Origin of the sequence: Lentibacillus populi, assembly GCA_014642895.1 — a bacterium.
Lineage (GTDB): Bacteria > Bacillota > Bacilli > Bacillales > Amphibacillaceae > Lentibacillus_C > Lentibacillus_C populi.
This window is the reverse complement of the sequence record BMJD01000001.1, coordinates 171,805-197,009: the sequence shown is the minus strand read 5'-3', so window position 1 is coordinate 197,009 and position 25,205 is coordinate 171,805. Positions and strand designations below refer to the sequence as shown.

At 41.0% G+C, this 25,205-nt stretch carries 20 protein-coding genes and 1 other annotated feature; of the genes, 4 read left to right on the top strand and 16 right to left on the bottom strand.

Features of this window, described 5'->3' with window-relative positions:
* Nucleotide 1 precedes the first annotated feature (1 nt).
* From IEX12_RS00970 to IEX12_RS00955, 4 genes are all read right to left on the bottom strand, one after another.
* Nucleotides 2–1,042, bottom strand: a complete 1,041-nt coding sequence (locus IEX12_RS00970; RefSeq protein ID WP_088050773.1) for a rod shape-determining protein — start codon at nt 1,040–1,042, stop codon at nt 2–4.
* Nucleotides 1,043–1,566: 524 nt separating this feature from the next.
* The gene (radC, locus tag IEX12_RS00965; RefSeq protein ID WP_088050774.1) at nt 1,567–2,256 is read right to left on the bottom strand and encodes a RadC family protein; all 690 of its coding nucleotides are present in this window, start codon (nt 2,254–2,256) and stop codon (nt 1,567–1,569) included.
* Between the two features lie 247 nt (nt 2,257–2,503).
* The gene (locus IEX12_RS00960; protein ID WP_140392723.1) at nt 2,504–3,418 is read right to left on the bottom strand and encodes an SPOR domain-containing protein; all 915 of its coding nucleotides are present in this window, start codon (nt 3,416–3,418) and stop codon (nt 2,504–2,506) included.
* Nucleotides 3,419–3,700: 282 nt separating this feature from the next.
* Complete coding sequence (locus IEX12_RS00955; protein WP_286170790.1) at nt 3,701–5,020, bottom strand: bifunctional folylpolyglutamate synthase/dihydrofolate synthase; 1,320 nt, start codon at nt 5,018–5,020, stop codon at nt 3,701–3,703.
* 150 nt (nt 5,021–5,170) lie between these two features.
* On the opposite strand from IEX12_RS00955, the gene IEX12_RS00950 reads away from it, so the two are divergent.
* Together IEX12_RS00950 and IEX12_RS00945 are read left to right on the top strand one after the other, a co-directional pair.
* Entirely contained in the window at nt 5,171–6,073 is a 903-nt protein-coding gene (locus tag IEX12_RS00950) for an ATP-grasp domain-containing protein (protein WP_188724561.1), read from the top strand.
* A complete protein-coding gene (locus IEX12_RS00945; protein WP_088050777.1) occupies nt 6,073–6,942 on the top strand; it encodes an ATP-grasp domain-containing protein in 870 nt (289 codons plus the stop codon). Before IEX12_RS00950 ends, IEX12_RS00945 begins: the two co-directional genes overlap by 1 nt.
* A gap of 37 nt (nt 6,943–6,979) precedes the next feature.
* Here IEX12_RS00945 and IEX12_RS00940 read toward each other — a convergent pair whose 3' ends face one another.
* The gene (locus IEX12_RS00940) at nt 6,980–9,625 is read right to left on the bottom strand and encodes a valine--tRNA ligase (protein WP_088050778.1); all 2,646 of its coding nucleotides are present in this window, start codon (nt 9,623–9,625) and stop codon (nt 6,980–6,982) included.
* A gap of 57 nt (nt 9,626–9,682) precedes the next feature.
* Nucleotides 9,683–9,980 (bottom strand) — a binding site (T-box leader).
* Between the two features lie 509 nt (nt 9,981–10,489).
* On the opposite strand from IEX12_RS00940, the gene IEX12_RS00935 reads away from it, so the two are divergent.
* Nucleotides 10,490–10,678, top strand: a complete 189-nt coding sequence (locus tag IEX12_RS00935) for a YszA family small membrane protein (protein ID WP_088050779.1) — start codon at nt 10,490–10,492, stop codon at nt 10,676–10,678.
* Here IEX12_RS00935 and IEX12_RS00930 read toward each other — a convergent pair.
* The 8 genes from IEX12_RS00930 to hemA form a co-directional block, all read right to left on the bottom strand.
* Nucleotides 10,675–11,682: a phosphotransferase gene (locus IEX12_RS00930; RefSeq protein WP_159457778.1), complete on the bottom strand. Its 1,008-nt coding sequence runs from the start codon at nt 11,680–11,682 to the stop codon at nt 10,675–10,677. The two genes, IEX12_RS00935 and IEX12_RS00930, sit on opposite strands and share 4 nt — an antisense overlap.
* A gap of 65 nt (nt 11,683–11,747) precedes the next feature.
* Nucleotides 11,748–12,872 carry a stage VI sporulation protein D gene (gene spoVID / locus IEX12_RS00925; RefSeq protein WP_159457779.1) on the bottom strand — a complete coding sequence of 375 codons (1,125 nt, stop codon included), beginning with the start codon at nt 12,870–12,872 and terminating at the stop codon, nt 11,748–11,750.
* Nucleotides 12,873–13,058: 186 nt separating this feature from the next.
* On the bottom strand, nt 13,059–14,345 hold the full coding sequence (gene hemL, locus IEX12_RS00920; RefSeq protein ID WP_102415062.1) for a glutamate-1-semialdehyde 2,1-aminomutase: 1,287 nt from the start codon (nt 14,343–14,345) through the stop codon (nt 13,059–13,061).
* A gap of 23 nt (nt 14,346–14,368) precedes the next feature.
* The gene (hemB, locus tag IEX12_RS00915) at nt 14,369–15,349 is read right to left on the bottom strand and encodes a porphobilinogen synthase (RefSeq protein ID WP_188724560.1); all 981 of its coding nucleotides are present in this window, start codon (nt 15,347–15,349) and stop codon (nt 14,369–14,371) included.
* Between the two features lie 6 nt (nt 15,350–15,355).
* The gene (locus IEX12_RS00910) at nt 15,356–16,132 is read right to left on the bottom strand and encodes a uroporphyrinogen-III synthase (RefSeq protein ID WP_088050784.1); all 777 of its coding nucleotides are present in this window, start codon (nt 16,130–16,132) and stop codon (nt 15,356–15,358) included.
* Nucleotides 16,132–17,061 carry a hydroxymethylbilane synthase gene (gene hemC, locus IEX12_RS00905; protein ID WP_102415061.1) on the bottom strand — a complete coding sequence of 310 codons (930 nt, stop codon included), beginning with the start codon at nt 17,059–17,061 and terminating at the stop codon, nt 16,132–16,134. Before hemC ends, IEX12_RS00910 begins: the two co-directional genes overlap by 1 nt.
* 12 nt (nt 17,062–17,073) lie before the next feature.
* Nucleotides 17,074–17,898: a cytochrome C assembly family protein gene (locus tag IEX12_RS00900; protein ID WP_102415060.1), complete on the bottom strand. Its 825-nt coding sequence runs from the start codon at nt 17,896–17,898 to the stop codon at nt 17,074–17,076.
* A gap of 13 nt (nt 17,899–17,911) precedes the next feature.
* A complete protein-coding gene (gene hemA, locus IEX12_RS00895) occupies nt 17,912–19,279 on the bottom strand; it encodes a glutamyl-tRNA reductase (RefSeq protein WP_088050787.1) in 1,368 nt (455 codons plus the stop codon).
* A 561-nt stretch (nt 19,280–19,840) separates the two neighbouring features.
* Between hemA and IEX12_RS00890 the strand changes: the two genes are divergently transcribed.
* Nucleotides 19,841–20,323, top strand: coding sequence for a LiaI-LiaF-like domain-containing protein (locus tag IEX12_RS00890; protein ID WP_102415059.1), 483 nt, complete (start codon nt 19,841–19,843; stop codon nt 20,321–20,323).
* Between the two features lie 48 nt (nt 20,324–20,371).
* Here the strand turns inward: IEX12_RS00890 and yihA are convergent, their stop codons facing one another.
* The 3 genes from yihA to clpX form a co-directional block, all read right to left on the bottom strand.
* Nucleotides 20,372–20,953 carry a ribosome biogenesis GTP-binding protein YihA/YsxC gene (yihA, locus tag IEX12_RS00885; protein WP_088050789.1) on the bottom strand — a complete coding sequence of 194 codons (582 nt, stop codon included), beginning with the start codon at nt 20,951–20,953 and terminating at the stop codon, nt 20,372–20,374.
* The gene (gene lon, locus IEX12_RS00880) at nt 20,934–23,273 is read right to left on the bottom strand and encodes an endopeptidase La (RefSeq protein ID WP_188724559.1); all 2,340 of its coding nucleotides are present in this window, start codon (nt 23,271–23,273) and stop codon (nt 20,934–20,936) included. The genes yihA and lon overlap by 20 nt, the downstream gene beginning before the upstream one ends.
* Nucleotides 23,274–23,624: 351 nt before the next feature.
* Nucleotides 23,625–24,902 (bottom strand): ATP-dependent protease ATP-binding subunit ClpX, encoded by a 1,278-nt coding sequence (clpX, locus tag IEX12_RS00875; protein WP_088050791.1) that lies wholly within the window; start codon nt 24,900–24,902, stop codon nt 23,625–23,627.
* Nucleotides 24,903–25,205: the final 303 nt, after the last annotated feature.

Genomic DNA, 25,205 nt, shown 5'->3' with positions numbered 1-25,205 from the left:
CTTATTCTACAGTAGGACGAGTCGATACATTCGGATGGTTGCGGAAATGCTGAATGTATTCTAATGATTTACCTGTTCCGATTGCGACACTGTCCAACGCATCTTCAGCTACAAATACAGGCATCTTCGTCTCATCACTTATCACTTGATCTATATTCCGTAAAAGGGAACCGCCACCTGTAAGGACGATGCCACGATCCATAATATCCGCTGCAAGTTCTGGAGGTGTTTTTTCCAGCGTGTATTTCACGGCATTGATTATTTCTTCCACCGTGTCAGCCAGTGATTCGGCAATCTCCTGCGCTGTTATCGTGATGGTCTTGGGCAGTCCTGTCAGCATATCCCGTCCACGAATATCCAGTTCTTCATTTTCTGCAACCTCACCAGCTGTTCCAATATCCAACTTAATCGATTCAGCTGATCGCTCACCGATCATCAAATTATATGTTTTTCGGACATATTGTGTAATAGACTCATCCATATTATCACCAGCAATCCGAATAGACTGGCTGGTAACGATGCCTCCTAACGAAATGACTGCTACTTCTGTGGTACCACCGCCAATATCAACAATCATGCTTCCCGTCGGTTCCCAAACAGGCAGCCCTGAGCCGATTGCAGCTGCAAATGGTTCTGCAATCGGAAATGCATCCTTTGCACCCGCTTGCTTTGTAGCATCGATCACTGCCCGCTCCTCAACCATTGTAATCCCTGATGGAACGCAGATCATCACATTTGGTTTCTTGGCAAATGCAGATCGTTTACGCATTGCCTTTTTGATATAATATTTCATCATTACAGCCGTCGTATCATAATCAGCAATGACGCCATCTTTCATTGGCCGAATAACTGAAATATTCCCCGGCGTTCTGCCAATCATATTTCGAGCTGAACTCCCAACCGCCTCAACATCCCCGGTAATAACATTTTTCGCAACGACCGATGGTTCCCTTAGAACAACGCCTTTACCTTTAACAAAAACAAGTGTGTTCGCAGTGCCTAAGTCTATTCCCAAATCTTGTGACAAGCTAAATCTTCCCAAAAAAATCTTCCTTTCCAAAATAACCACTCGTAAGTTGTATGTAGCTTAACTATATCGATTTATTCTACATATTGCAATGTAATCCAACCCTTATATTTTAACATTTATTATCCTTCATAAGTAGCTTTTTTTATTGTCTACTAGGAAACTATAAAATTTATACGCCGTGGATAACTGGATAGTCGAAAGGGGCCACGTCCAGCTCCAGCGCCCAGCAACTAGCAAACTTCACACTCCTTCACTACGATAAGTCAACATCGGTTCGGGTAGGAAGGAAGGCCGACTAAGAACGGGCTTTGCGCCCAACTCACGTCTACCCCTTTTGCAGGGGCATGTTTCCTTTATCTCATTGCGGAGCGCTCCAGTTTGTACGTTGCTAAACGGGCGCTTGCGCTTTTCTTATTACAAATTATAATAAGCGCCAATTTCAATAATCAGATTGAAAAATGGCGCCAATTTGTCGGTTGTCTATCATATTATACGAAAAAAATAAAAAAATAGATAGTGTTATAATGAGATTTCACTTATAAATAACCTTTTTCTTTCAGTGATACAAATTTACGATCGCCGATAACGAGATGATCCAACAGTTCAATGCCAATCATTTTCCCGGACTCGACTAACCGTCTTGTTACATGAATATCTTCCTGTGATGGGGAAGGATCGCCTGAAGGATGATTATGGGCACAGATGATTGATGCAGCTGACCGTTTTACTGCTTCCCGGTAGATTTCACGAGGGTGGACAATGGAAGCATTCAAACTGCCAACAAAAATCGTTTGCCGATGAACAATCTGATTTTTGGTGTTGAGGAATAATACAACGAAGTGCTCCTGGCTAAGCCCTCGCATCTCTTCCATAATGTAATCCGCTCCATCTTCTGGTGAACGGATAATGTAACGATCGTCCGGCTTATACTGATTCATCCGCTTTCCCAGTTCAATTGCCGATAGCAGTAAAACTCCCTTTGCGGTGCCAATTCCCTTGATCGCTGTAAGCTCCTCTATTGTAGCATCCTTCAATAACTTCAATCCTTCAAAATGTGTTAATAAACGTTGTGACAATGCCATAACCGATTCCTCTTTCGTGCCGCTTCCAAGTAAAATTGCAAACAGCTCTTGATTTGATAAATGGCCCGCTCCAAACGTTAATAAGCGTTCGCGCGGCCGATCTGCTTTCGGCACGTCCTTAATCATGATGGATGATGTTGCCATTATTTTCCCCTCCTTGTTTTCGTAATTTCCATAGTAGCGGTTATGGCCTTTTTCGACAAACTGGTAAAATAGTATTTTCAGCTGCTTTTTCTCTACTAAAATCCAATTTTCTCTTAGAGGAAAAATGGATTTTGCGGCCTCATTTAATCGTTAAAATGTAAAAACAGGTATTTGCAAAATACCTGTTTTCTGATCTACGATAATAGCAGCAAAACGGCTTATTGACGCTATCGTCTACCGTCCGTATTTATTTACTCAGGATCAGTTCTTCATATTGCGACCATTGCTCCAAAAGGAATACTTGACCGCTCACAGCATTTCCTTCTTCCATCTGCTGAAGCGACTTCGTTAACTGCTTATGAAATGGTGCTATGCCTTCTCCCTTTTTTGGAAAACCATTGACTAATTTTTGCCATGCGTCGGCCGATAACGCCTCACCTGCACCAACTTTTTTAACAGAATCACGCCACAGGTCAGTAAAGGACTGGAGCCATTCATGTTCTTTGGCAGTTACCTTTATTTCCGTTTTTTTGGTATTCCATTCCTTTGCGTAAATTTCGAAATCGGTGAATTCAGCAGAAAACAGATCTGCTTGTTCTTTTGTATCGGCAATACCTGCCAGAAGAAAAAACTGACCGTCCCGTTTCCAAATTACCGTTGGAAACCCGGCATTTTTAAATTTCCCGGACCATTCTGCGGCATTTTCCTTAGATGAAAAAATACCAGCCTGCAACACAAAGGCGTTTAATTGTTCCACCGAATAACTGGAACCATTCTGATCAGACTTGTCGTCCGTATTATTACTCACGGAGCTTGTATCGGCCAGTCCGCTGTTATCCATTCCGCTGTTTGCTTCGTGACCAACTCCATCAAACATATGCAACATAATAATACCTAGACATATACCGATCAGTACAGCCGATACTGCAGAAATAATAATTGTTTTATAGTTTCCGGTTCTTTTTTTAGCCTTTCCGTAGTGATCATACTTGTCATCCAGGGAGTGATAACGATCAAAAGTTGGAACCTGTTCATTTTTTTCTGAATCCTCCAATGCTGAAGCCTGTTCATCATGAAATGGTCTTTTTTCATTGGTCATATCTTGTCCAATCTTTGTTTTTTTTCCGTTCATCCATATGACTATTGGTTTCTTTTTGCTCACGTTCTCCCCTCACTTTGCTGCTTCTTTTTTTAACTCTAGCACAGCTAAACTGCAAAGTAAGACGAGTTTTGTCACTCTTGTAAAAAAAACGTTCAACATAATTTTTCAAGAAATGTCAAAAGTGAAGGCTGTACAAGGATGTTCAAAAAGTCACCAAATGATAAGCGGCGAGAGTTTGAACAAGTACTATAACATGGAAAAAAGAATAAGGACCCATCTTCTATTGTTATAGTGTGTAAATCCTCATGAACAGCGACTTTATTTCCTCTCTGACCATAATACCTATTTTCCCCTAAAATATTTCCTGACTTGCAGAATAAAATGCAACGACCCTGTAATAAAAAAAACTTTATCCCGCCGAGCCGTTTCGTTGCAAATTTGCTTAACCGCATGATGCCAGTCTGGTTCTAGCAATTTATTCCTGCATGAGACTGCCCGGTATAACGATTCCGCATTTATTGCTCTCGGATGATCGAATGTTGTAATTGTGATCGATGCAAAGTGGTCACATAACAGATTCAGCATCATTGTTAATTCTTTATCTTTAAAGCCCGCAAAAATCAGATGTCTTTCCCGATCTGGATAATGACGCAAAACTGTTCGAATGAACGACTGAATACCAGCTACATTATGTGCTCCATCAATAATAACGGACGGATTGTCAGAAATGAGCTCGAACCGCCCTGCCAGCTGTGACCTGCCAATCGCGGCTATTGCTTTGTCCCAGGAAACGGGGTAACCATGCATCTTAAGTAACGATAACGCCATTATTGCAACCGATGCATTGATTTCCTGATGTTTCCCCCTCATTTTTAAAGAAACGGTCATTTTTTTACCGCTACAGGACCACATAAAATGTTGGTTGTTTTCTACCTGTCCCATACTCGTAGTTGTAAAATCTTGCGCGAATTGATAAATACGGGCGTTATTTCTATATGCCTCTTGTTCGATAACTGCAAATGCTTCCGGGTTCATATCACCAATGACAACAGGTCTGTCTTGTTTAATAATTCCCGCTTTATGAAAGGCGATTTCTTTTACGGTATTTCCTAAAAAAGCCATATGATCCCGTGTTACATTTGTTATAATAGAAATAATGGGGGTAAAGCAATTTGTCGTATCTTCCCTGCCACCCATTCCCGTTTCAATTAGTGCTATATCGACCTGATCAGCAAAATAAACAAAGGCCATTGCTGTAATAATTTCAAATTCAGTAGGATGATTATTCATGCTATCGAGTTTTTGGATGACAGGATACATCTCATTTAATAAATGTACAAAGGCTGTCTCAGAGATCGGCTGGTCATCGAATAATATATGACCGGTTAACCCAATAGGGCTTGGAGAGGTAAAGACACCAACGCGATTGCCATTTGCTTGTAATGCAGCTTTTAAATAATGAATAGTTGATCCTTTTCCGTTTGTACCGGCAACATGGACTGCTTTTAACTTATGTTGCGGGCAATCAAGCAACTGCAACAATCGGTGCATTCGATCAAGTCCCGGTTTGATCCCGAACATTTTCCTGTTTGCAAAAAATACTGTCGCTTGCTGAAAATTGTCAAACATATGTACACCGCTTTTCTTGAAAAAACTTGGCATTCGCCTCGTCCATAATAGCGGATGCTGAAGTTTTTCTGATACTATAACCCTAAAAAATCTATAGTTCTTAAAGTGCAAAAAATATACCCTTATTATAGCAGGAATATTGACCGAAAAATACTAAACTGGTACATAGAAAGGAACATACTTGTGAACGTAAACGGATGGATTATTTATAATGGCCATTTATCTGGAAATAAGTTCCTTGATTTTGCGGAATGGTTCCATGAGGCTGCGCAAAAACAAGGAATCGAAACGAATTTGTACAAAAATAATGATTTACTTACATATCTTGACGATCGGCGGCTTTCACTAATAGGCGGAAATAGTTTACCCGATTTCGTCATTTTTACCGACAAGGATATTTATTTGGCAAGACAATTGGAATTGCTGGGGATTCGTGTATTTAATCCGGCAAACGCGATTGCCATTAGTGATGATAAAATTGCCACTTATCAGGTTTTAGCCCAGCATCATCTGCCAATCCCGAAGACCATAGCTGCTCCCAAGATTTTCCCAGGATCAGCGACCGTTGAATTGGAAAATATTCGCTCTATCATTGATCAATTAGGATTTCCCATGATAATAAAGGAAGCCTTTGGATCTTTTGGTGAACAAGTCTATTTGGTTCATACCGAAAAGGAGATGATGGATAAGGTAAGGGAAATTCAGGAGCGACCATTTGTATTTCAGGAATTTATTGCAGCAAGTTCAGGAAAAGACATGCGGCTGCAAGTTGTTGGTGATCACGTCGTTGCAGCAATGACCCGGTATGCCTCGAATGATTTCCGGGCGAATGTAACAGCTGGCGGTACGATGGAGGCATACCAGCCATCAGCGATCGAACGGAAAATCGCCGTAGCAGCAACGAAAGCGATTGGTGCCGATTTTGCCGGGGTGGATCTATTATTCGGACCGGACCATACACCAATCATCTGTGAAATTAACTCGAACGCTCATATCCGCAATATGTACGACTGTACGCACATTAATGCTGCCGATTTTATCATCCGCTATATTAGCGAAACGTTGACGAATGAGGGGCGATCGTGATGAAATATAGCGGTTGGCTGCTATACAGTAAAAAAGATGCTGTCCAGAATGAAGCATATATTCAGTGGTTTATCGAAGAAGCTGGGCAAAAAGATATGTCACTCAGGCTTATTTTCCGGGAAGATCTGACAATCGGTATTGCCAGCAATCAGCGAACTGTCCTGTACAACAAGAAACAAGTAAAATTGCCGGACTTCGCTGTTATTCGGACAATAGAGCCATTATTAAGTCTGCATCTGGAAGCACTCGGCGTACCCGTGTTTAATTCATCCAGGATTGCGGTGATATGCAATAATAAAGCATTAACCCATCATCATATCAATTCCCTTGGAATTCCGATGGTAGATACCTTTTTTCTAAAAACCGATAATCTGCCATCACAGCCGCCAATTACCTATCCCCTTGTGGTAAAGGAGGCTCTTGGCAGAGGAGGTAAGCAGGTTTATCTCATTCGTAATCAAGCGGAGTGGGGCAAGCGAAAATCAGCCATTGCGGCAACCGACATCGTTATTCAGGCCTGTAATGTTTCACTCGGAAAAGATGTTCGGGTATTCGTGGTCGGCAAAGAAATTGTTGGCGCCGTAATTAGAGAAAGCAATACCGATTTTCGGGCGAACTATAAACTTGGTGGCTCAGCGAAATGGTATTCCTTAAAGCCTGAGGAAACAGCAATAATCAATAAGATCGTGCAACATTTTGAATTTGATATGGTTGGGATTGACTTTTTACTAGATAAGAATGGAAAACTGCTTTTTAATGAAATCGAGGATGTCGTCGGCTCACGTACACTAAGTGCTGTCAGTGATATAAATATATTAGAAAAATACACGGAACATATAAAACAACAGATTAGCACGAAACAAATATAAGCGGAACTCCATTTTATGATGGAATTCCGCTTTTTCGTTATCCTTTTAATTCACTTAATCGTGCTTTTACCTTAGCCTGCTTTTCCAGATAATCCTGCTCTTTTTGCTTCTCTTCATCTACAACTATTTGTGGTGCTTTTTTTACAAAACCTTCGTTAGCCAGTTTTTTCTGGACACGTTCCACTTCTTTGTTCCATTTGTCCAACTCACTTTCCAGCCGCTTGATTTCCTTATCGAAGTCGATTAACCCTTCTAATGGCAAAAACAGTTCAGCACCAGTAACAACGGCCGACATGGCTTTTTCCGGAACATCTATTTTGCCAGCGATCAGAAGTTCACTTGGATTACAGAAACGCTGCAAGTATTCACGTTCATTTTCCAATTCCTTTAACACAGCTTCATCCTCCGTTTGAATGTACAAGCTGATTGGTTTGGACATCGGTGTATTCACCTCTGCCCTAATATTTCGCACTGCTTTAATAATCGATACGAGCCGCTTCATCTCTTGCGATGCTTTTTCATCATGAAAATCACCCCGGAATTCTGGCCATTTCGCTACGGTAATCGATGGACCCTGATGTGGCAGAGCCTGCCAGATTTCCTCTGTTATAAACGGCATATACGGGTGCAGCATCCGCATCGTATTATCGAGAACGTAGGCAAGAACCGATCTCGTTGTTTGCTTTTTCGCTTCATCATCACCATATAGTGGAATCTTTGCCATTTCAATATACCAGTCACATAATTCATCCCATATAAAATTATACAAATGACGGCCGGCTTCACCAAATTCATATTTGTTGGTGTTTTTCGTAACCTGTTCAATTGTTTCATTCAGCCTGGTTAGAATCCATTTATCAGCCAGTGACAATTCACCAGTTAAATCAATATCCTCATACGAAAAGTCCGCCATGTTCATCAACGAAAAACGGGATGCATTCCATACCTTATTGGCAAAGTTCCACGTTGCCTCTACTTTATCCCAATAAAAACGTAAATCCTGCCCTGGGGATGAGCCTGTTAGTAAAAAGTAGCGTAATGAGTCGGCACCGTATTTGTCGATAACATCCATTGGATCGACACCATTACCAAGCGATTTACTCATCTTGCGTCCTTCTGCATCACGAATCAAGCCATGAATCAGCACATCTTTAAATGGGCGATGCCCGGTAAACTCCTTTGATTGGAAAATCATGCGTGCAACCCAGAAGAAAATAATATCATAACCAGTTACAAGTACATCGGTAGGAAAATAACGCTTAAAATCCTCCGAATCTGTATCTGGCCAGCCCATGGTTGAAAATGGCCAGAGCCCGGATGAAAACCAAGTATCTAGAACATCCTCATCCTGATCCCAGTTTTCTACATCTTCAGGTGCCTCTCTTCCAACATATACTTCCCCTGTCTCTTTATGATACCATGCTGGAATACGGTGGCCCCACCATAGCTGACGAGAGATACACCAATCACGAATATTGTCCATCCAATGCAAATAAGTTCGTTCAAAACGTTCTGGTACAAAATTGACCTTTTCTTCACTGTTTTGTAATGCAACTGCTGCATCAGCTAGTGGCTGCATATCGACAAACCATTGCGTTGACAAATACGGTTCAACCACAGCACCACTTCGCTCAGAATGGCCAACCTGGTGGGTATGATCTTCAATCTTAAATAAAACGCCAGAATCCTGCAGATCTTTTACAATTTGCTTCCGGCATGCAAAACGGTCCATTCCTTCATATTTACCTGCATTTTCATTCATTGTTCCGTCTTCGTTCATCACGAGAATGCGTTCCAGGTTATGGCGATTTCCTACTTCAAAGTCATTTGGGTCATGTGCCGGGGTAATTTTTACCGCTCCCGAACCAAATTCCATATCTACATAATCATCCGCTACAATCTCGATTTCTCGACCGACAATAGGCAAAATTACTTTCCGACCGATCAAATGCTGATAACGTTCATCATCTGGATGAACGGCAATAGCCGTATCCCCAAGCATGGTTTCCGGACGTGTCGTGGCAATCTCAATAGATTCGTCGCTATCCTTCAACGGGTAACGAAAATGATAAAAATGTCCCTGTAATTCCTGATAAATAACCTCGATATCGGAAAGTGCTGTTTTCGTTTGCGGGTCCCAGTTAATAATATATTCTCCCCGGTAAATCAATCCTTTTTCATAAAGGGTAACGAAAACTTCGCGAACCGCATCTGATAACCCATCATCCATTGTGAACCGTTCCCTTGAATAATCAAGGCCAAGGCCAAGCTTTTCCCATTGTTTTCGGATGAAATCAGCATATTCTTCCTTCCATTCCCATACCGTCTCGATGAATTTCTCACGGCCACAATCATAACGGCTTTTCCCTTGTTCCTTAAGCTTTGCCTCTACCTTAGCCTGCGTAGCAATTCCTGCATGGTCCATCCCAGGTAACCATAACACATCATAGCCTTGCATCCGTTTCATCCGCGAAACCGTGTCCTGCATGGTTGTATCCCACGCATGCCCCAAATGCAATTTTCCTGTTACGTTAGGCGGCGGAATGACGATCGTATACGGTTCTTTCGTTTCATCTCCGGTTGCTTCAAAAAACTTGCCATCAATCCAAAATTGGTAACGCCCCTTCTCAATTTCCTGCGGGTTATACTTCGGTGGTAATGATGACCCTTGATCTTTACTCATAAATTACTCCTCCTTTTGAACTGACCTTTTCAGAAAACAAAAAATCCCTTTCATCCAGTAAAGGACGAAAAGGATAGATTTCCGTGGTACCACCTTTGTTTACAAGCAAACTCTTGTACACTCGGCCTTGATAACGGACAAGATCCGGCTTTCTCTAATTTTGGGGAATAAACAAATATATGCACCTGGATTATAAGGCATATCCAGCATCAAGCTAGTGCACGTTTGTTCCCAAATTCAAAAAAGCTGCATCAAGGGCGACCTTCCAGGTAATCTTTCCTGGGAAATTCTCAGCTAACTATTTCCCTCTCTTTTTAGGCGATTATCCTGTACTCTTCCCTATCATCGCATTTCATTTTGTTATTCATTATTTTACTGGTAAAAGGCGAAAAAAGCAATATTAATTATACCTATTGCACAAAACAGCTTGGATTATACATATATTATATTAAAGTTGAGAACAAAGGCGCAAGCGCCCGGTTAGGGAAGGCCGACTAAAACCGGCACGTCCTGTGCCAACGTCGGCATGACCTGCATCCTGCAGGCCCGCGTATATGCTGCGCCCTGCCAAGCAGGGTGGTTCGGTGTTGCTGCGCAAAGCAGCGGTTTTAACCGAACAAACAACCGTAGGAGATAAAGGAAACATGCCCCTTCATAGGGGTATGCCGACGTTGGGCGCAAAGCCCGTTCTTAGTCGGCCTACCTTCCTACCCAAACCGATGTTGACTTATCGTACGGAGGCGGGTGTTGCATACTAGCCGCTGGGCGCTGGAGCCGGACGTGGCCTACTCTGGTATGAACAGAATAGAGCTGATTTTTATACTTTCTTATCTATCGAAAAAGTGTTCAAAAGAGGTGATTGCTATGGCTCGCTATTATCGTTACAGACTTCCACCATGGGCACGAAACTGTTTGTTTGTGATTGAAAAATGTACCTTGCCTATCCTGATTTTTCAATTATGTCGTACACTGTTCTTCCCGACAACGTTCGATGTTTTCCTGCTGGGTATTATTGTGGGGTTATTTATCGCATTTTATTTAGAATGGATTTAGCTTTCCTGCTCATCATCTGATTCCAGCCATATATCAACATTTTCCGTCCATTTTACTGCAAATGATAATTTCCGGTGACAACGCTGTAATTGCACTACCTGATCAACCTGTGGATATTCCGATGGGTTTTTGCGATATTGCCCTAATCGTGTTATGTACTCCGTTGGGTCTAATAAATAAATGGCAAGCAAAGATAATTCGGTCTCCGTCAGCTTATTTTCTTTGAGATAGACAGGAAACAATTCAATAAGATCATCCATCGGATCATCATAATCGGTCACCACATTAGTAAACAAGTTTGCCAAATCACTTGTTGCATTATCGTGGTGCGCCCTTTCCCAGTTTAGCAAATAGGTTTGATGAGCAAAAATAACATGGGAAAAGTCAAGCTGGCCATGACATAAACTGTATTGCCAATCGGACTCTTGCTTTATGTCATCGATAAATCGATCAACCTGATCTTGTAATACCCGCAACACGAAATCAAGATCACGGAATTGGGTACAAACCAGCAATTCAACAGGCGACATATAACGGTTTTTTTCAAACCTCTCCACAGTTGACAATAATTCGGATCTGTTTTTTGCAAGGTTTGTCCTGTATCGCTTAAAGTTGTTCATGACCTTCTCCTGCTCCATGGGTAATGACTGTTTTGTTATAGCATGAATGGTTCCTGAAGTTTGATACAATCGCTCTATCTGTTGTTTCTGCTCCGTTATATTTTTAATCGGAAGCCATGGTGTCATATAATAAAACGATTGGTCGTCTTTACTATATAGGCTTCCTTGTTCGGTTACGTACACCGGAAGAATCGCTGATAAATTTTGTCTGTACGCCTGGTGGTAAACATTTTCCCAGCCGGATATCGTTTCGTCTGTCATCCTGCTTTCCTTAAGGGCAAAATAATGTTTTCCATCCCATATCCGGTAAAGATTTTCTGTTTTTTGTTCAACCGTAACCGGATGAATTCGATAAGACGCCAATACCTTCTTAACTCTATCCATTGAAAACAGCTCCACTATTAAAAAATTAGACCCCTTGGCACCATATGCAAGGGGTATGTCACGCATTACTTTTTCTTAACTGGAATATATAATACCTGCCCTTCTGATAGCGTTTCATCCTGCAGCCGGTTTTGTTTTATTAATTGCAATGTTGTAATTTTGTACCGGTCGGCAATTGTTTCCAATGTATCCTTTTCCTGAACAATGCATACCCGCATCCTGGAAAAATGCTCTTCGTCATCACGGAACATGTCAGATAAATACCGAACATCTGCTACCTCATCTTCACGGCTTTCCCCACTCTCATGAATTTCCGGCCTTTCGGTACTTTTACTGCTTTCTTCAATCACTGTACTTTCAGGGCTTTCGTAGCTTGCATGACTTTCGTAGCTTTGAGAGCTTTCCCGACTACTTTCATAAACATCATTGGACTCCACAAAATTAGCAGATTCCACTGAAGCATAATGACTGGATTCCATATGTGAGCTTTCCTCAACCGACGGATCCGGCTCGGGATCTGGCTCCTTTTTAAAAAATTCCGTAAAGCTTTGCGACTTTTTACTTTTCCATCGATCGGGTGATGCGGTTTCATCCTGACCGGCAGATAGTATCGGCGTGTCGGTATAACCAATTGATTCTGACTCCTCCGGAAGCTCCAAATCAGGACTCTCTTTTATGTCGAAATTAAATGTATGATCGTTCGAGTCTACAAATTGGTAGTCTGTCTCCGTCGAATTATCACTTGGCCTCTCATCTTGCTCACTAATACCGTGGATTGCAATGGTTGAAACAAATTTAAGCTGATTTTCGCTTGGTAATTCATAATCAAACGAATCAATACTAACCGTTACATCATCTAAATCATCTACCCGATAAGTCGGCACGGAAATTTCTACCGGAAACCGATGGGAAAATTCAGTCCCCCCCTCTTCTGTATCAACAACCCGCTCTACGAAACGCCTCGCATGATAATCATCCTCAAATTCAACTGTATCATCCTGGGTTACACTATCTGTCTTGACATATTCTCCACGAAGTTCGATAACTCCCCTGATCGAAATATACTCATTAAATGCTTGAATGGAAATTTCCGGATCTAACGCAATCCCCCGCATCTCCGCGACTTCCTGTCCCCTTTCAAAATAAAGGGACTCATTTAACTCAAAACTAAAAACATGATCATTTGACAAATGACTTCCTCCCTTCAACATATATATCCAATCTACTAATATGTCTTACTTCACTATATGAAAAAGGATATAAAGATATGCTAAGAAAAACATTGGCGCGATGTTAAGAGGGAAAAAGCAAAGCGGAGATAATCTGCACGGGAGCCATAAAGAAAAGAGCTACCCATTCAAGAGCAGCTCTTTAACTCATTTTTTTATTTTTGCAAATGCATTCCTTACTGCTAGGATCGTTTTTTCAATATCTTGATCCGTATGTGCTGTTGAAAGGAATAATCCTTCAAATTGTGATGGTGGTAAAAAGATTCCTTCCTCAGCCATGGCACGATAATATTGCGCAAAGTAATCCAGATTGGAGAGCCTCGCAGTTTCATAATTAATAACTGGTTCGTTCGTGAAGAAGACGCCAACCATTGATCCTGCACGATTAATATGCAATGGAATCGAAAAGTCAATCGCAGCTTGTTTATATCCTTCGACTAAACGATCTATTTTCTGATTCAGTTTTTCGTATTCATTCTCGTTCATGGCATTTAATGTCTCGTAACCAGCAGTCATTGCTAACGGGTTACCCGATAACGTTCCCGCTTGATAAATGGTTCCTGTAGGTGCAATACTTTCCATTATTTCTCTTTTTCCTCCGAAAGCACCGACTGGCAAGCCACCGCCAATTACTTTTCCTAGACAGGTTAAATCGGGAGTAACACCAAAATAACCTTGTGCACAATGGTAGCCGACCCGGAAGCCGGTCATGACTTCATCAAAGATTAGCAGTGTACTATTGGCGTCCGTGATTTTTCTCAATTCTTGTAAAAAGTTTTCCTGTGGTGGCACAACACCCATGTTTCCGGAAACAGGTTCAACGATTACCGCGGCAATTTCATCACCGTAGTTCGCAAAAGCCAACCGTAAACTTTCTACATCATTATAGGGAACAGTAATCGTGTTTTGCGCAATTGACTCCGGAACACCGGGAGAATCAGGTAATCCTAGCGTAGCGACACCAGACCCAGCTTTAATCAATAAAGAATCGCCATGCCCATGGTAACAACCCTCAAATTTGAGAATTTTATCGCGGCCAGTATAACCTCTGGCAAGTCGTAATGCACTCATCGTTGCTTCAGTACCGGAGTTCACCATTCGTACCATTTCAATCGATGGTACACGATCAATCACCAGCTGGGCCAATTTATTTTCCAGCACTGTTGGTGCACCAAAACTAGTCCCTTTTTCAGCTGTTTCCTTCAATTTTTCCACAACACGATCATCTGCATGTCCTAAAATGAGCGGGCCCCAGCTTAAGACGTAATCAATATACTCATTACCGTCGATATCGATTATTTTCGATCCTTTGCCACGATCCATAAAAATCGGGGACATCCCAACCGACTTGAAGGCCCGAACAGGGGAATTGACTCCGCCAGGCATCAGGTCAACCGCTTCTTTGTAGGCATCAATTGACGTATCAAAATTCATTTTATCACCCCATCTAAATAGTATTATTCAGCCAGCCACTTCGCTACATCTTTAGAAAAATACGTAATGATTAAATCCGCACCAGCACGTTTCATCGCCGTTAATTTTTCCATGACTAATTCTCGTTCATTAATCCAGCCATTTTGTGCCGCCGCTTTAACCATGGAATATTCCCCGCTGACATTGTATGCAACAATTGGCGCATTAAATTGATTTCGGACATCACGGACAATATCAAGGTAGGACATTGCCGGTTTTACGATAAGAAAGTCTGCTCCCTCTTCCATATCCGATTCCGCTTCCCTTAATGCCTCCAGTCGATTTGCCGGGTCCATTTGATAAGTTTTGCGGTCACCGAATTGTGGGGCACTGTCTGCAGCATCACGGAATGGTCCATAAAATGCAGAGGCATATTTTACTGCATAGGACATGATCGGAATATTCTTGAACCCTGCTTCATCCAATGCACGCCGGATCGCCGCAACAAAACCATCCATCATATTAGACGGTGCAATAATATCCGCTCCTGCCTTTGCCTGTGATAATGCTGTTTTCGCCAATAACTCAAGTGATTCATCATTTGCAACATCTTCATGATGGATAACACCACAATGCCCATGTGAAGTGAATTCACATAAACATGTATCCGCAATGACAAGCATTTCCGGTGCCTTATCTTTAATTTCGCGAATTGCCTTTTGGACAATCCCTTGATCAACGAATGCACCTGTACCTAATTCATCTTTTTCATTTGGCACACCAAAGAGGATAACGGCTTTAATGCCAAGCGCTTGTAATTCAGCCATTTCAGCAGCCAGATAATCCAAGGAAAGCTGAAAAACGCCGGGCATGGACGGTACCTCGTTTTTAACATGCTCCCCTTCGACAACAAATAACGGGTATATTAAATCATCTTTATTTACTTGGTTTTCTCTTACTAAATCACGCATCGCTTTTGACGAACGCAGCCGGCGATGGCGTTTAAACTGTAATGTTTCAGTCATGTCAATCTATCCTTTCTGGGAAATATACGTACACATTTTTTCTACCATACCTTCAATCGTGAATTGCTCCGGTACGATCGTATTCGTGAATCCGTACCACTTCGCTTTCTGTTCGGTCGTTGTTCCAATGCAGGCACACGGAACTTTTTTTACTTCTTCTTTATGGGCCTCATTCATTTCGATAAATGCTTCCACTGTTGAGGGACTTGTGAATGTAATCATGTCAAATTGATGATTGCTGATCAATTCATTTAATCTATCTTTAATCGTCTGATTAAAAATGGTTTCATACACTTCTATTATATCAAAGGAAATATTGTTTTCAGCCAATTGCTCTGGCAGCACCTGACGTGACCGGTTCCCCCTGATAAGCAGAACTGGACTAATGGAAGGAAAACGAGTCAAGATCTCTTCCGCCATCACAGCCGCATTATAGGTGGAGGGAATGAATTCAGCCGCATAACCGTACTTTTTCAGTGCATCCTCTGTTTTATGACCGACCACTGCAAGCTTCGTTTTTTCTAACAGATTGTACGAAACGTTATTTTCGCTCATGATTTGAAAAAAGCAGCGCACACCATTTGCACTGGTGAAAAATATCCAGCGATACATAGGTAAATTTTCCAGCATTTCCATATGTCCTGCTTCTTTTTTACATGTAATTTTTAAAAGTGGGGCTTCAATCGGCTGCCCGCCGAATTGGCTAACCTTTTCAGATAGCTCCTTCGCCTGATTTTTCTCCCGGGTAATTAAAATACGTTTTCCATGCAATGAAAAAGGCATTACTCGTCAAGCTCCTCTTTTACATCTTCAACGATATCCTTTGCTCCCCGTTTGATCAATCTTTCGGATGCTTCCTTGCCCACTGCGACTGGGTCGGTACCACGGACAACTTCTTTTAAAACCGTTTTGCCATTTGCTGTAGCGACTAAAGCAATTAAGACTACTTCCTCTCCTGCCAAATGTGCATAACCGGCAATTGGTATTTGGCAGCCGCCCTCGAGTAAATGTAAAAAGGTTCGTTCTGCTGTTACTGTTTTTGTCGTATATTCATCGTTTAATTTTTGCAATAAATCTCTTACTTCCTGATCCTCCTCCCGACACTCAATCGCCAGCGCACCCTGTCCTACTGCCGGTACACACATATCGGGATCCAAATATTCGGTGATCAAATCCTCGCTCCAGCCCATCCGTTTCAGTCCGGCTGCTGCCAGAATAATAGCATCGTAATCTTCCTCTTCCAATTTACGCAGGCGTGTTTCAATATTACCTCGTATCGATTTGATTGTAACATCCGGTCTTACTGCCAAAACCTGTGCGGCCCGGCGTAAACTGCTTGTCCCAACAATTGCACCTTCTGGTAAATCGGTTAGTGGGAGATGATTTTTTGCGATATAAGCATCCCGATGATCCTCACGAACCGGGATGGAACCTATTATCAGTCCCTCGGGAAGCTTAGCCGGCATGTCCTTCATACTATGAACAGCAAAATCAATTTCCTTATCATACATGGCTTGCTCAATTTCTTTTACAAATAAGCCCTTGCCGCCAACCTTTGACAATGTGACCTCCAGAATACGGTCTCCTCGCGTAACGATTTTCCTGATTTCAAATTCATTTTGCACACCTGATTTTTTTAATTGCTCGATAACCCACTCCGTCTGCGTTAGCGCCAGATTACTTTTTCTGGACCCAACAACAATTTTACGCATTATCATATCCTCCTATGATCCAAAATGAAAATTCGATAAGATACTCGACAGAAAGAAATTAACTAATAATATCAAAAAGGCCGCGGTATTATAAACTGATATTGCTTTACCTTGATACCCTTTTATCAGCCGCAAAAGCAAATAGAGAATATAAATAAAAAGGACAAACAGCGAACCGATCGTTTTTAAATCAAACCAGTAAAACTCGGCGCCTGCCACCTTTGCCCAGACAAAACCTAATATTATTGCAATTAAGAGAAGCGGTACACCCAATGTGACAGCCATAAAGGAATAGATGTCAAGCCGTTTTAAATCGCCAAAACGCCACATCCACTTTAACCCTTTCTTTTGTTTTAAAAACCGATATTGAACAATATACATGATCGATAACAAAAAAGAAATTGTAAAAAATCCGTACGATATGATTGCCAACGTAATGTGGGCGATCAAAAGCTCGTTAACCAATTCAATTCCGCGCTGCCCGATTGATTCCTGTGCTTTTGTTGAAATGTATAATAATAAGATAAAAAATCCGAATACATTTGTAAAAAACACAATGAAATGTATGGAAAATAATTTATTAATTACTAGCGAGAAAGTGACGAGCACCCATGAATAAAAGAAAAGACTGTCATAGATTGTAAATACAGGAAACGTCGCTTTAAAAAGTATTTCGCTTAACAGAGATACGGTTTGTATAACCCAAACCATACTAAGTAACCAGAAGGCAATTTTATTTACCCTCCGGTTATGCTGAATAAAATCAATAAAGTATCCGACTAAACTAAGACCATAAATAATAAGAATAATTTCGTAAAGCCATTTTGATTCTGTCATACGAAAGTTCCTTTCATCTTACTGAATTTACGTTTTCCAGTTTGGGAAAGGATACATTATTAATTTGGTTGGTTTTGATATTTTTCTTTTGCTGTTCCTGCAATTCGGTTTTCACTTCATCTTCAATCCCGAAAATGTCGATAAATAGTGACAAGAATTCATCAGCTTTCTCGCTCGCTGCCAATTCCTTCGCTTGGGTAACAGGCTCTTTTAACAATTGATTGATAATACTTTTCGTATGTTTATTTAAAACTTTTTTCTCGCGTACCGTTAAGTCCGGTATCTTTCGTTCAATACTTTTCATCGTTTCGGCTTGAATTGCCAATGCCTTTTTTCTTAGTGCCGTGATAACCGGGACGACACCCAATGTTTGCAGCCATTCATTGAATGCCACAATTTCCGCTTCCAGCATGATTTCAATCGATTCGGCAGCTTTTTTTCGGGTAGCTAAATTTTCATCCACAATATGCTGCAAGTCATCAATATCGTACAGAAACACACTGTCTAACTCGCTAATTTTTGGATCTAAATCCCTTGGTACGGCAATATCCACCAGAAAAAGTGGACTGCCTTTCCGTTTTTTCTGGATCGGTTCCAGTTCTTCTTTTGTCAAAACAACCGAATCCGAGCCGGTTGAGCTGATCAGAATGTCTGCATGGTGCATGACATCTAATAAATTAGCTGACTGTTCCGCTTTCGCCTGAAATTTTTCCGCAAGCAATTCGGCTTTTTCGATTGTCCGGTTCATTACCGTTATATGTGTTGCGCCTGAACCATGAAGATTTTTGGCCGCTAACGTACCCATTTTACCAGCACCAAGAATTGCCACATGTTTGTTTTCCAAATCGCCGAATATTTTCTTTGCCAGCTCTACAGCAGCATAACTGACCGATACGGCCTGTTCACCAATTGTTGTTTCCTTATGCACACGTTTAGCAAAGGTAATCGCTTGTTTAAACAGCTCATTAAAAATAGTTCCAGTCGTTTTCTTCCTTTGGGCCGTTTGAAATGCTTGTTTTACCTGACCAAGTATTTGTGTTTCTCCAAGGATCATGGAATCCAGACCTGATGCTACACGAAAAAGATGTTCAATTGCGGCATCCCCTTCAACAATTCGCAAGTAGGAGGTAAATTCATCTTTACCCACTTGAAACCAATCTGCCAAAAATTGTTTAATATAGTAACGACCTGTATGAATCTGATCAACTACCGCATAAATCTCCGTGCGGTTACAAGTCGAAACAATGACATTTTCGAGAATACTCTTGCGTTCCTTTAGAAGTTCCATCGCATGATCAATCGTCTGTTCCGAAAATGTCAGTTTTTCCCTAATTTCCACCGGGGCTGATTTATAATTGAAGCCAACCTTTATAATATGCACTGTATTTACCCCCAAAATTCAAAAGCGGAAGTGCCCGGTTAGCGGCTAGAGTGCTCTCGCCCTGCCAAGCAGGGTGGTTCGGTGTTGCCGCCCAAAGCGGCGGTTTTAACCGAACAAACAACCGCAGGAGATAAAGGAAACATGCCCCTGCAAAAGGGGTATGCCGACGTTGGGCGCAAAGCCCGTTCTTAGTCGGCCTTCCTCCTTCCCAGAACCGATGTTGACTTATCGTACGGAGGTGAGGGAAGCACACTAGCCGCTGGGCGCTGGAGCTGGACGTGGCCAAACCACGATACCCAACAATACGCTTAGTTCTTATCTATATACTATCCACACTTCTTAATACTAACACCCATTATAACATGAACAATCCCGCTTATTTTTTCAAATTGTGAACAGATTATGAAACAATATGATACGATAAGACGTATAGGATGTTTAAGTAAAAATAACACCTTACTTGAATTGAACTCGTTAGTACTTTATCACAACGATACATAGGAAGCAAGAAATCAACCTGTTTAGACACTATCAGAATAACCTTTTGAAAGGAAGCCATTTATGAAGAAACAAAACTCTTTCGCCGGGTATCTATTGATCGGTATTGGAGGATATTTCCTGCTGCGTGAACTGAAGGTACCGATCATTACTGATTTTTATTCCTGGACAACACTTTTAATTATTATCGGTTTAGCTTTACTTATTCATAGCTATAGTTCCAAAGATTATCAAAACTTATTCGTCGGAACGATTATTTTAGGCCTGGGTATTCACTTTCATGGTATGAATCATTATGCTTTTTGGATTGATCATTGGGCTGTTTATCCGCTTATTGTCGGAATTGCTTTTATCGTACGTTCTCTTAAAACAAAGAAAGGATTATTACCAGGTGTGATTCTAATTGGCGGTTCACTGCTGTTGATCTTTTCCATCCAATTGCCTGCCTGGTTTAACTGGATTTATATTATAGTTGATTATTTGGAAAGCTACTGGCCAATTGCTATTATTATCATCGGTATTTTTTTGTTGAAAAGAAAAAAATAAGCCTCCTGCACATTCGGCAGGAGGCTTTCCTCTTAATAGTGTTCAACATCATAGAAACGATTGCAAAACGCCCCATGCTTCCTCTTTTCCTTCTCCTGTTTCTGCAGAAAATGGCAGGACAAGATCATTAGATTCGATGTGAAGCGTCTGAATCGTCCGTTTCAGATGGTTTGCCCGTTTACTTTTCGGGATTTTATCAAGCTTTGTAGCAATAACGATTACGGGGAGCTCGAAGTACTTTAAAAACTCGTACATTTGTACATCATCCCTGGTTGGCTCATGCCGAAGATCGGTAATAAGCAGAACTGCCTTCAATGTATCCCGATATTGAAGATATTCTTCCATCATGCCGCCCCATTTTTCCCGTTCCTTTTTGGAAACTTTGGCATAACCATACCCGGGCACATCAACAAAATAAAACGCATTGTTAATTTTGTAAAAGTTTAACGTTTGTGTTTTTCCCGGTTTTGATGAAGTTCTGGCTAAATTTTTACGGTTGATTAGTTTGTTAATAAACGATGATTTCCCGACATTGGAACGACCAGCCAGAGCTATTTCAGGAAGTCGGTCGTTTGGATACTGTTTTTTACTTACCGCGCTAATGACAATCTCAGCGTTTGTTACCTTCATTATGTTTCTCCCCTACAAGTGCATGCTTTAATACCTGATCTAAGTGATTTACTGGAATAAATGTTAAATCCTCCCTGACACTTTCCGGAATATCGTCAATGTCCTTTTTGTTTTCTTCCGGGATTATGATCGTTGTAATTCCAGCCCGATGAGCGCTTAATGATTTTTCTTTTAACCCGCCAATCGGCAAGACACGGCCACGCAATGTTATTTCTCCAGTCATCGCTACTTCCCTTTTTACCGCCTTGCCTGACAATGCCGATACAAGTGCTGTTGCCATCGTAATCCCGGCAGATGGACCATCCTTAGGTGTTGCTCCTTCTGGCACATGGATATGAATATCATATTTTTCGTAAAAATCCGGATCAATATCAAGTTCTTCTGCTCTTGACCGAATATAACTGAAAGCTGCTTGGGCTGATTCCTGCATAACATCTCCCAACTTTCCGGTAAGTGTCAGCTTTCCTTTTCCTGGATAATGGGAAACCTCAATGGATAGTGTATCCCCACCTGCTGTTGTATAAGCAAGACCTGTAGCAGCACCAACCAAATCATTTGCTTCCATTTGCCCGTAACGAAATACCGGTTTGCCAAGCATATCCTCTATGTTCTTCACGGTGATAACAACCCGTTTTTTATTCTCGGAAATGATAACTTTAGCGGCCTTTCTGCATAATTTGGCAATTTGCCTTTCCAGTCCCCGTACACCGGCTTCACGCGTATACCGGCGGATTAATTTAAGGAGGGCCTCATCACGGATTTGCAGATTTCCTTTTTTTAGTCCGTTCTCTTTCAATTGTTTCGGCAATAAATGTTCCTTCGCAATATGCAGCTTTTCGATTTCGGTATAACCTGCAATTGAAATTAGTTCCATACGATCCAATAACGGACCGGGTATGTTATTAATATAATTTGCTGTCGCGATAAACAAAACATTTGATAAATCATATGTCTCTTCAATAAAATGATCGCTGAAATTACTGTTTTGTTCCGGATCAAGTACTTCAAGCATCGCGGAAGAAGGATCCCCGCGAAAATCATTCGACATTTTATCAATTTCATCCAAAAGAAATACCGGGTTAATGGTTCCGGCCTTTTTCATACCTTGAATAATTCTCCCCGGCATAGCACCAATATATGTCCTGCGATGTCCCCTTATTTCCGCCTCATCCCGGATACCCCCAAGTGATATCCGGACAAAATTACGATTAACCGATTTGGCAATAGACTTCGCCAATGATGTTTTCCCAACACCTGGTGGTCCAACAAGACATAGGATTGGTCCCTTAATGGATTGTGTCAGCTTTTGCACGGCCAAATATTCCAGAATCCGTTCCTTTACTTTATCTAGACCATAATGATCATTATCCAACACATGTTGTGCTTTGGCAATTTCAATTGTATCCTTTGTTTTGTTTGTCCATGGCAAAGCAAGCAGCCACTCCAAATAATTGCGGATAACAGAGCTTTCAGCAGAACTTTGCGGTACTTTTTCATACCGGTCCAATTCCTTTAATGCAACTTCGTTAATTCGCTCCGGCATATTAGCATTATCAATCTTCTCCCTTAATTCACTTACCTCACCTGTTTTTCCATCTTTTTCACCAAGTTCGTTTTGTATTGCTTTTAATTGTTCCCGTAAATAATACTCTTTTTGTGTCTTTTCCATCGATGTTTTTACACGCTGCCCAATTTTCTTTTCTAAATCAAGGACTTTTTTCTCGTTGGAAATCAGCTTTATTAAATGCTGCAAACGGCTTTTAACGTTTTCCATTTCCAGTAATTCCTGCTTGTCCTTCAGCTTTAAGGAAAGATGTGAGGCAATAATGTCAGCCAGCCGACCGGGTTCATCAATATCCGAGACAGTCGCAAACGTTTCTTTTGTTATCTTTCTTGAAACCTTTGTGTATTGTTCAAATTGCGCTAACAGCGACCGCATTAATGCTTCTTCTTCGGTCGTTTTTCCACTTATCTCTTCCAGCTTACTTATTTCAACTAAAAAATCATCTTCTTCCTCAACAAAACGGATTATTTCACCACGATATAATCCCTCAACCAGAACACGGATTGTTCCATTCGGAAGCTTCAGCATCTGATTTACTTTTGCCAGTGTTCCGACCCGATAAATATCGGCGGGATCCGGGTCATCGATACTTACCTTTTTCTGGGCAGCAAGAAAAATAGTCTGGTCACCCATCATTGCTTTTTCCAGCGCTGCAACCGATTTATCTCTGCCAACATCAAGGTGGAGCACCATTGATGGAAAAACCAGTAATCCACGTAACGGTAGGAGGGGGAGCTGTTTTGTTTCGTTTGTCATTAATATGTACCTCCATATTTTCTTAAATGTTCCTGCTATGTAATGCTTTTTATATCCTTAAATTTTATAGAAAACTTACCCATTTGTAAACGAATTACGATATTTGCTGTAATTTAGTATGGCCTTTCGATTTACAATCATGCAAATCAAAGAGGAGGCTTCCCTGTGCTTTCGACACCACATTAATTGTTAAAAAGAGACCAGCAAAAAAGCTCCATACTCCCGCAAGTTCGTTTTCATCATAAAGGGGGATGGGCTTTTAAGCTAGTCTCAAATTAATTTCCCGTACTCTATACAGGTGGAAAACACAGGGATGATGAACCCCGGTTGAATCAAAGTTCCCTTTATCCGTTATGCACTCTCTTTTGGGAATTTTTCATTCCCCTCTGTAACAGTCCCATCTCTGAATACAAGTTTAGGACTGGCATTTTCCTGTTCTACTGTATCTTTTGTGATGACACATTTTTCAATATCTTCGCGTGATGGTAATTCAAACTGAACATCAAGCATGATCGTTTCGATAATGGATCGTAAGCCACGTGCACCTGTTTTTCGTTCAATCGCATTTTTGGCAATTTCAACTAATGCATCTTCCTCAAACTCCAGTTCAACGTTATCCATGCGGAACAGTTTTTCATATTGTTTAACTAGGGCATTTTTCGGTTTTGTCAAAATTTCTACTAATGCATCTTCATCTAATGGTTCCAATGCCCCGATAACCGGCAGTCTTCCGATAAACTCAGGAATGAGACCATAGCGCAATAGATCCTCAGGCAATACTTTGGACAATAATTGACCCATCTCCAAATCTTCTTGTTTCTCATTAGCTCCAAAGCCGATAACCTTTTTGCCGAGGCGCCGTTTGATAATTTGATCAATCCCGTCAAAAGCACCACCACAAATAAATAACACATTAGTTGTATCAATTTGGATAAACTCCTGATGTGGATGTTTACGGCCACCTTGAGGAGGCACACTTGCGACCGTGCCCTCAAGAATTTTCAGCAAAGCTTGTTGCACCCCTTCACCGGAAACATCACGGGTAATGGACGGGTTTTCGGATTTGCGGGCAACTTTATCTATTTCATCGATATAAATAATCCCCTTCTCCGCTTTCTCTACATCATAGTCAGCCGCCTGAATCAGCTTAAGTAAAATATTTTCCACATCTTCACCAACATATCCAGCTTCGGTTAACGATGTAGCATCTGCAATAGCAAATGGTACATTAAGGATTCTCGCTAATGTTTGTGCGAGTAATGTTTTACCACTCCCTGTAGGACCAATCATCGCAATGTTACTTTTGGATAATTCAACATCATCCGCATTCTTTGGTGCATTAATACGTTTATAATGGTTGTAAACAGCGACTGACAAGTTCTTTTTTGCCTTTTCCTGCCCAATTACATAATCATCAAGAATTTCACAGATTTCTTTCGGCTTTGGCACTTCTTTAAACTCTGTTTCTTCTTCTGTACCAAGTTCCTCTTCGACTATTTCTGTACAAAGATCAATACATTCATCACATATATAAACACCAGGCCCAGCCACAAGCTTTCGAACTTGATCCTGACTCTTTCCACAAAATGAACATTTTAATTGCCCTTTTTCTTCGTTAAATTTAAACATTATATTTTCACCCCTAAAAAATTCACTTCACTTTACATCTATGATAGACATACTTTGTTTTCAACTTTCATGCCCATCATATCAAAACATAAATGGAAAACAAAACAATATCTCTTTTCATGTGTTTCCACCTTCATTTTAGCTTATTTTTTTATTATGGAGAAATTAATAAAAAAGTCAAATCATAACTATTAGCTCATGTATTTGAATGGCCATTATTAGTGTATGATCAAACCCACCTGAAAAATCGCTATTAAAGCAGAAAGTTACGTTAGCAAAACAAGGCGCGAACACATCGCACCT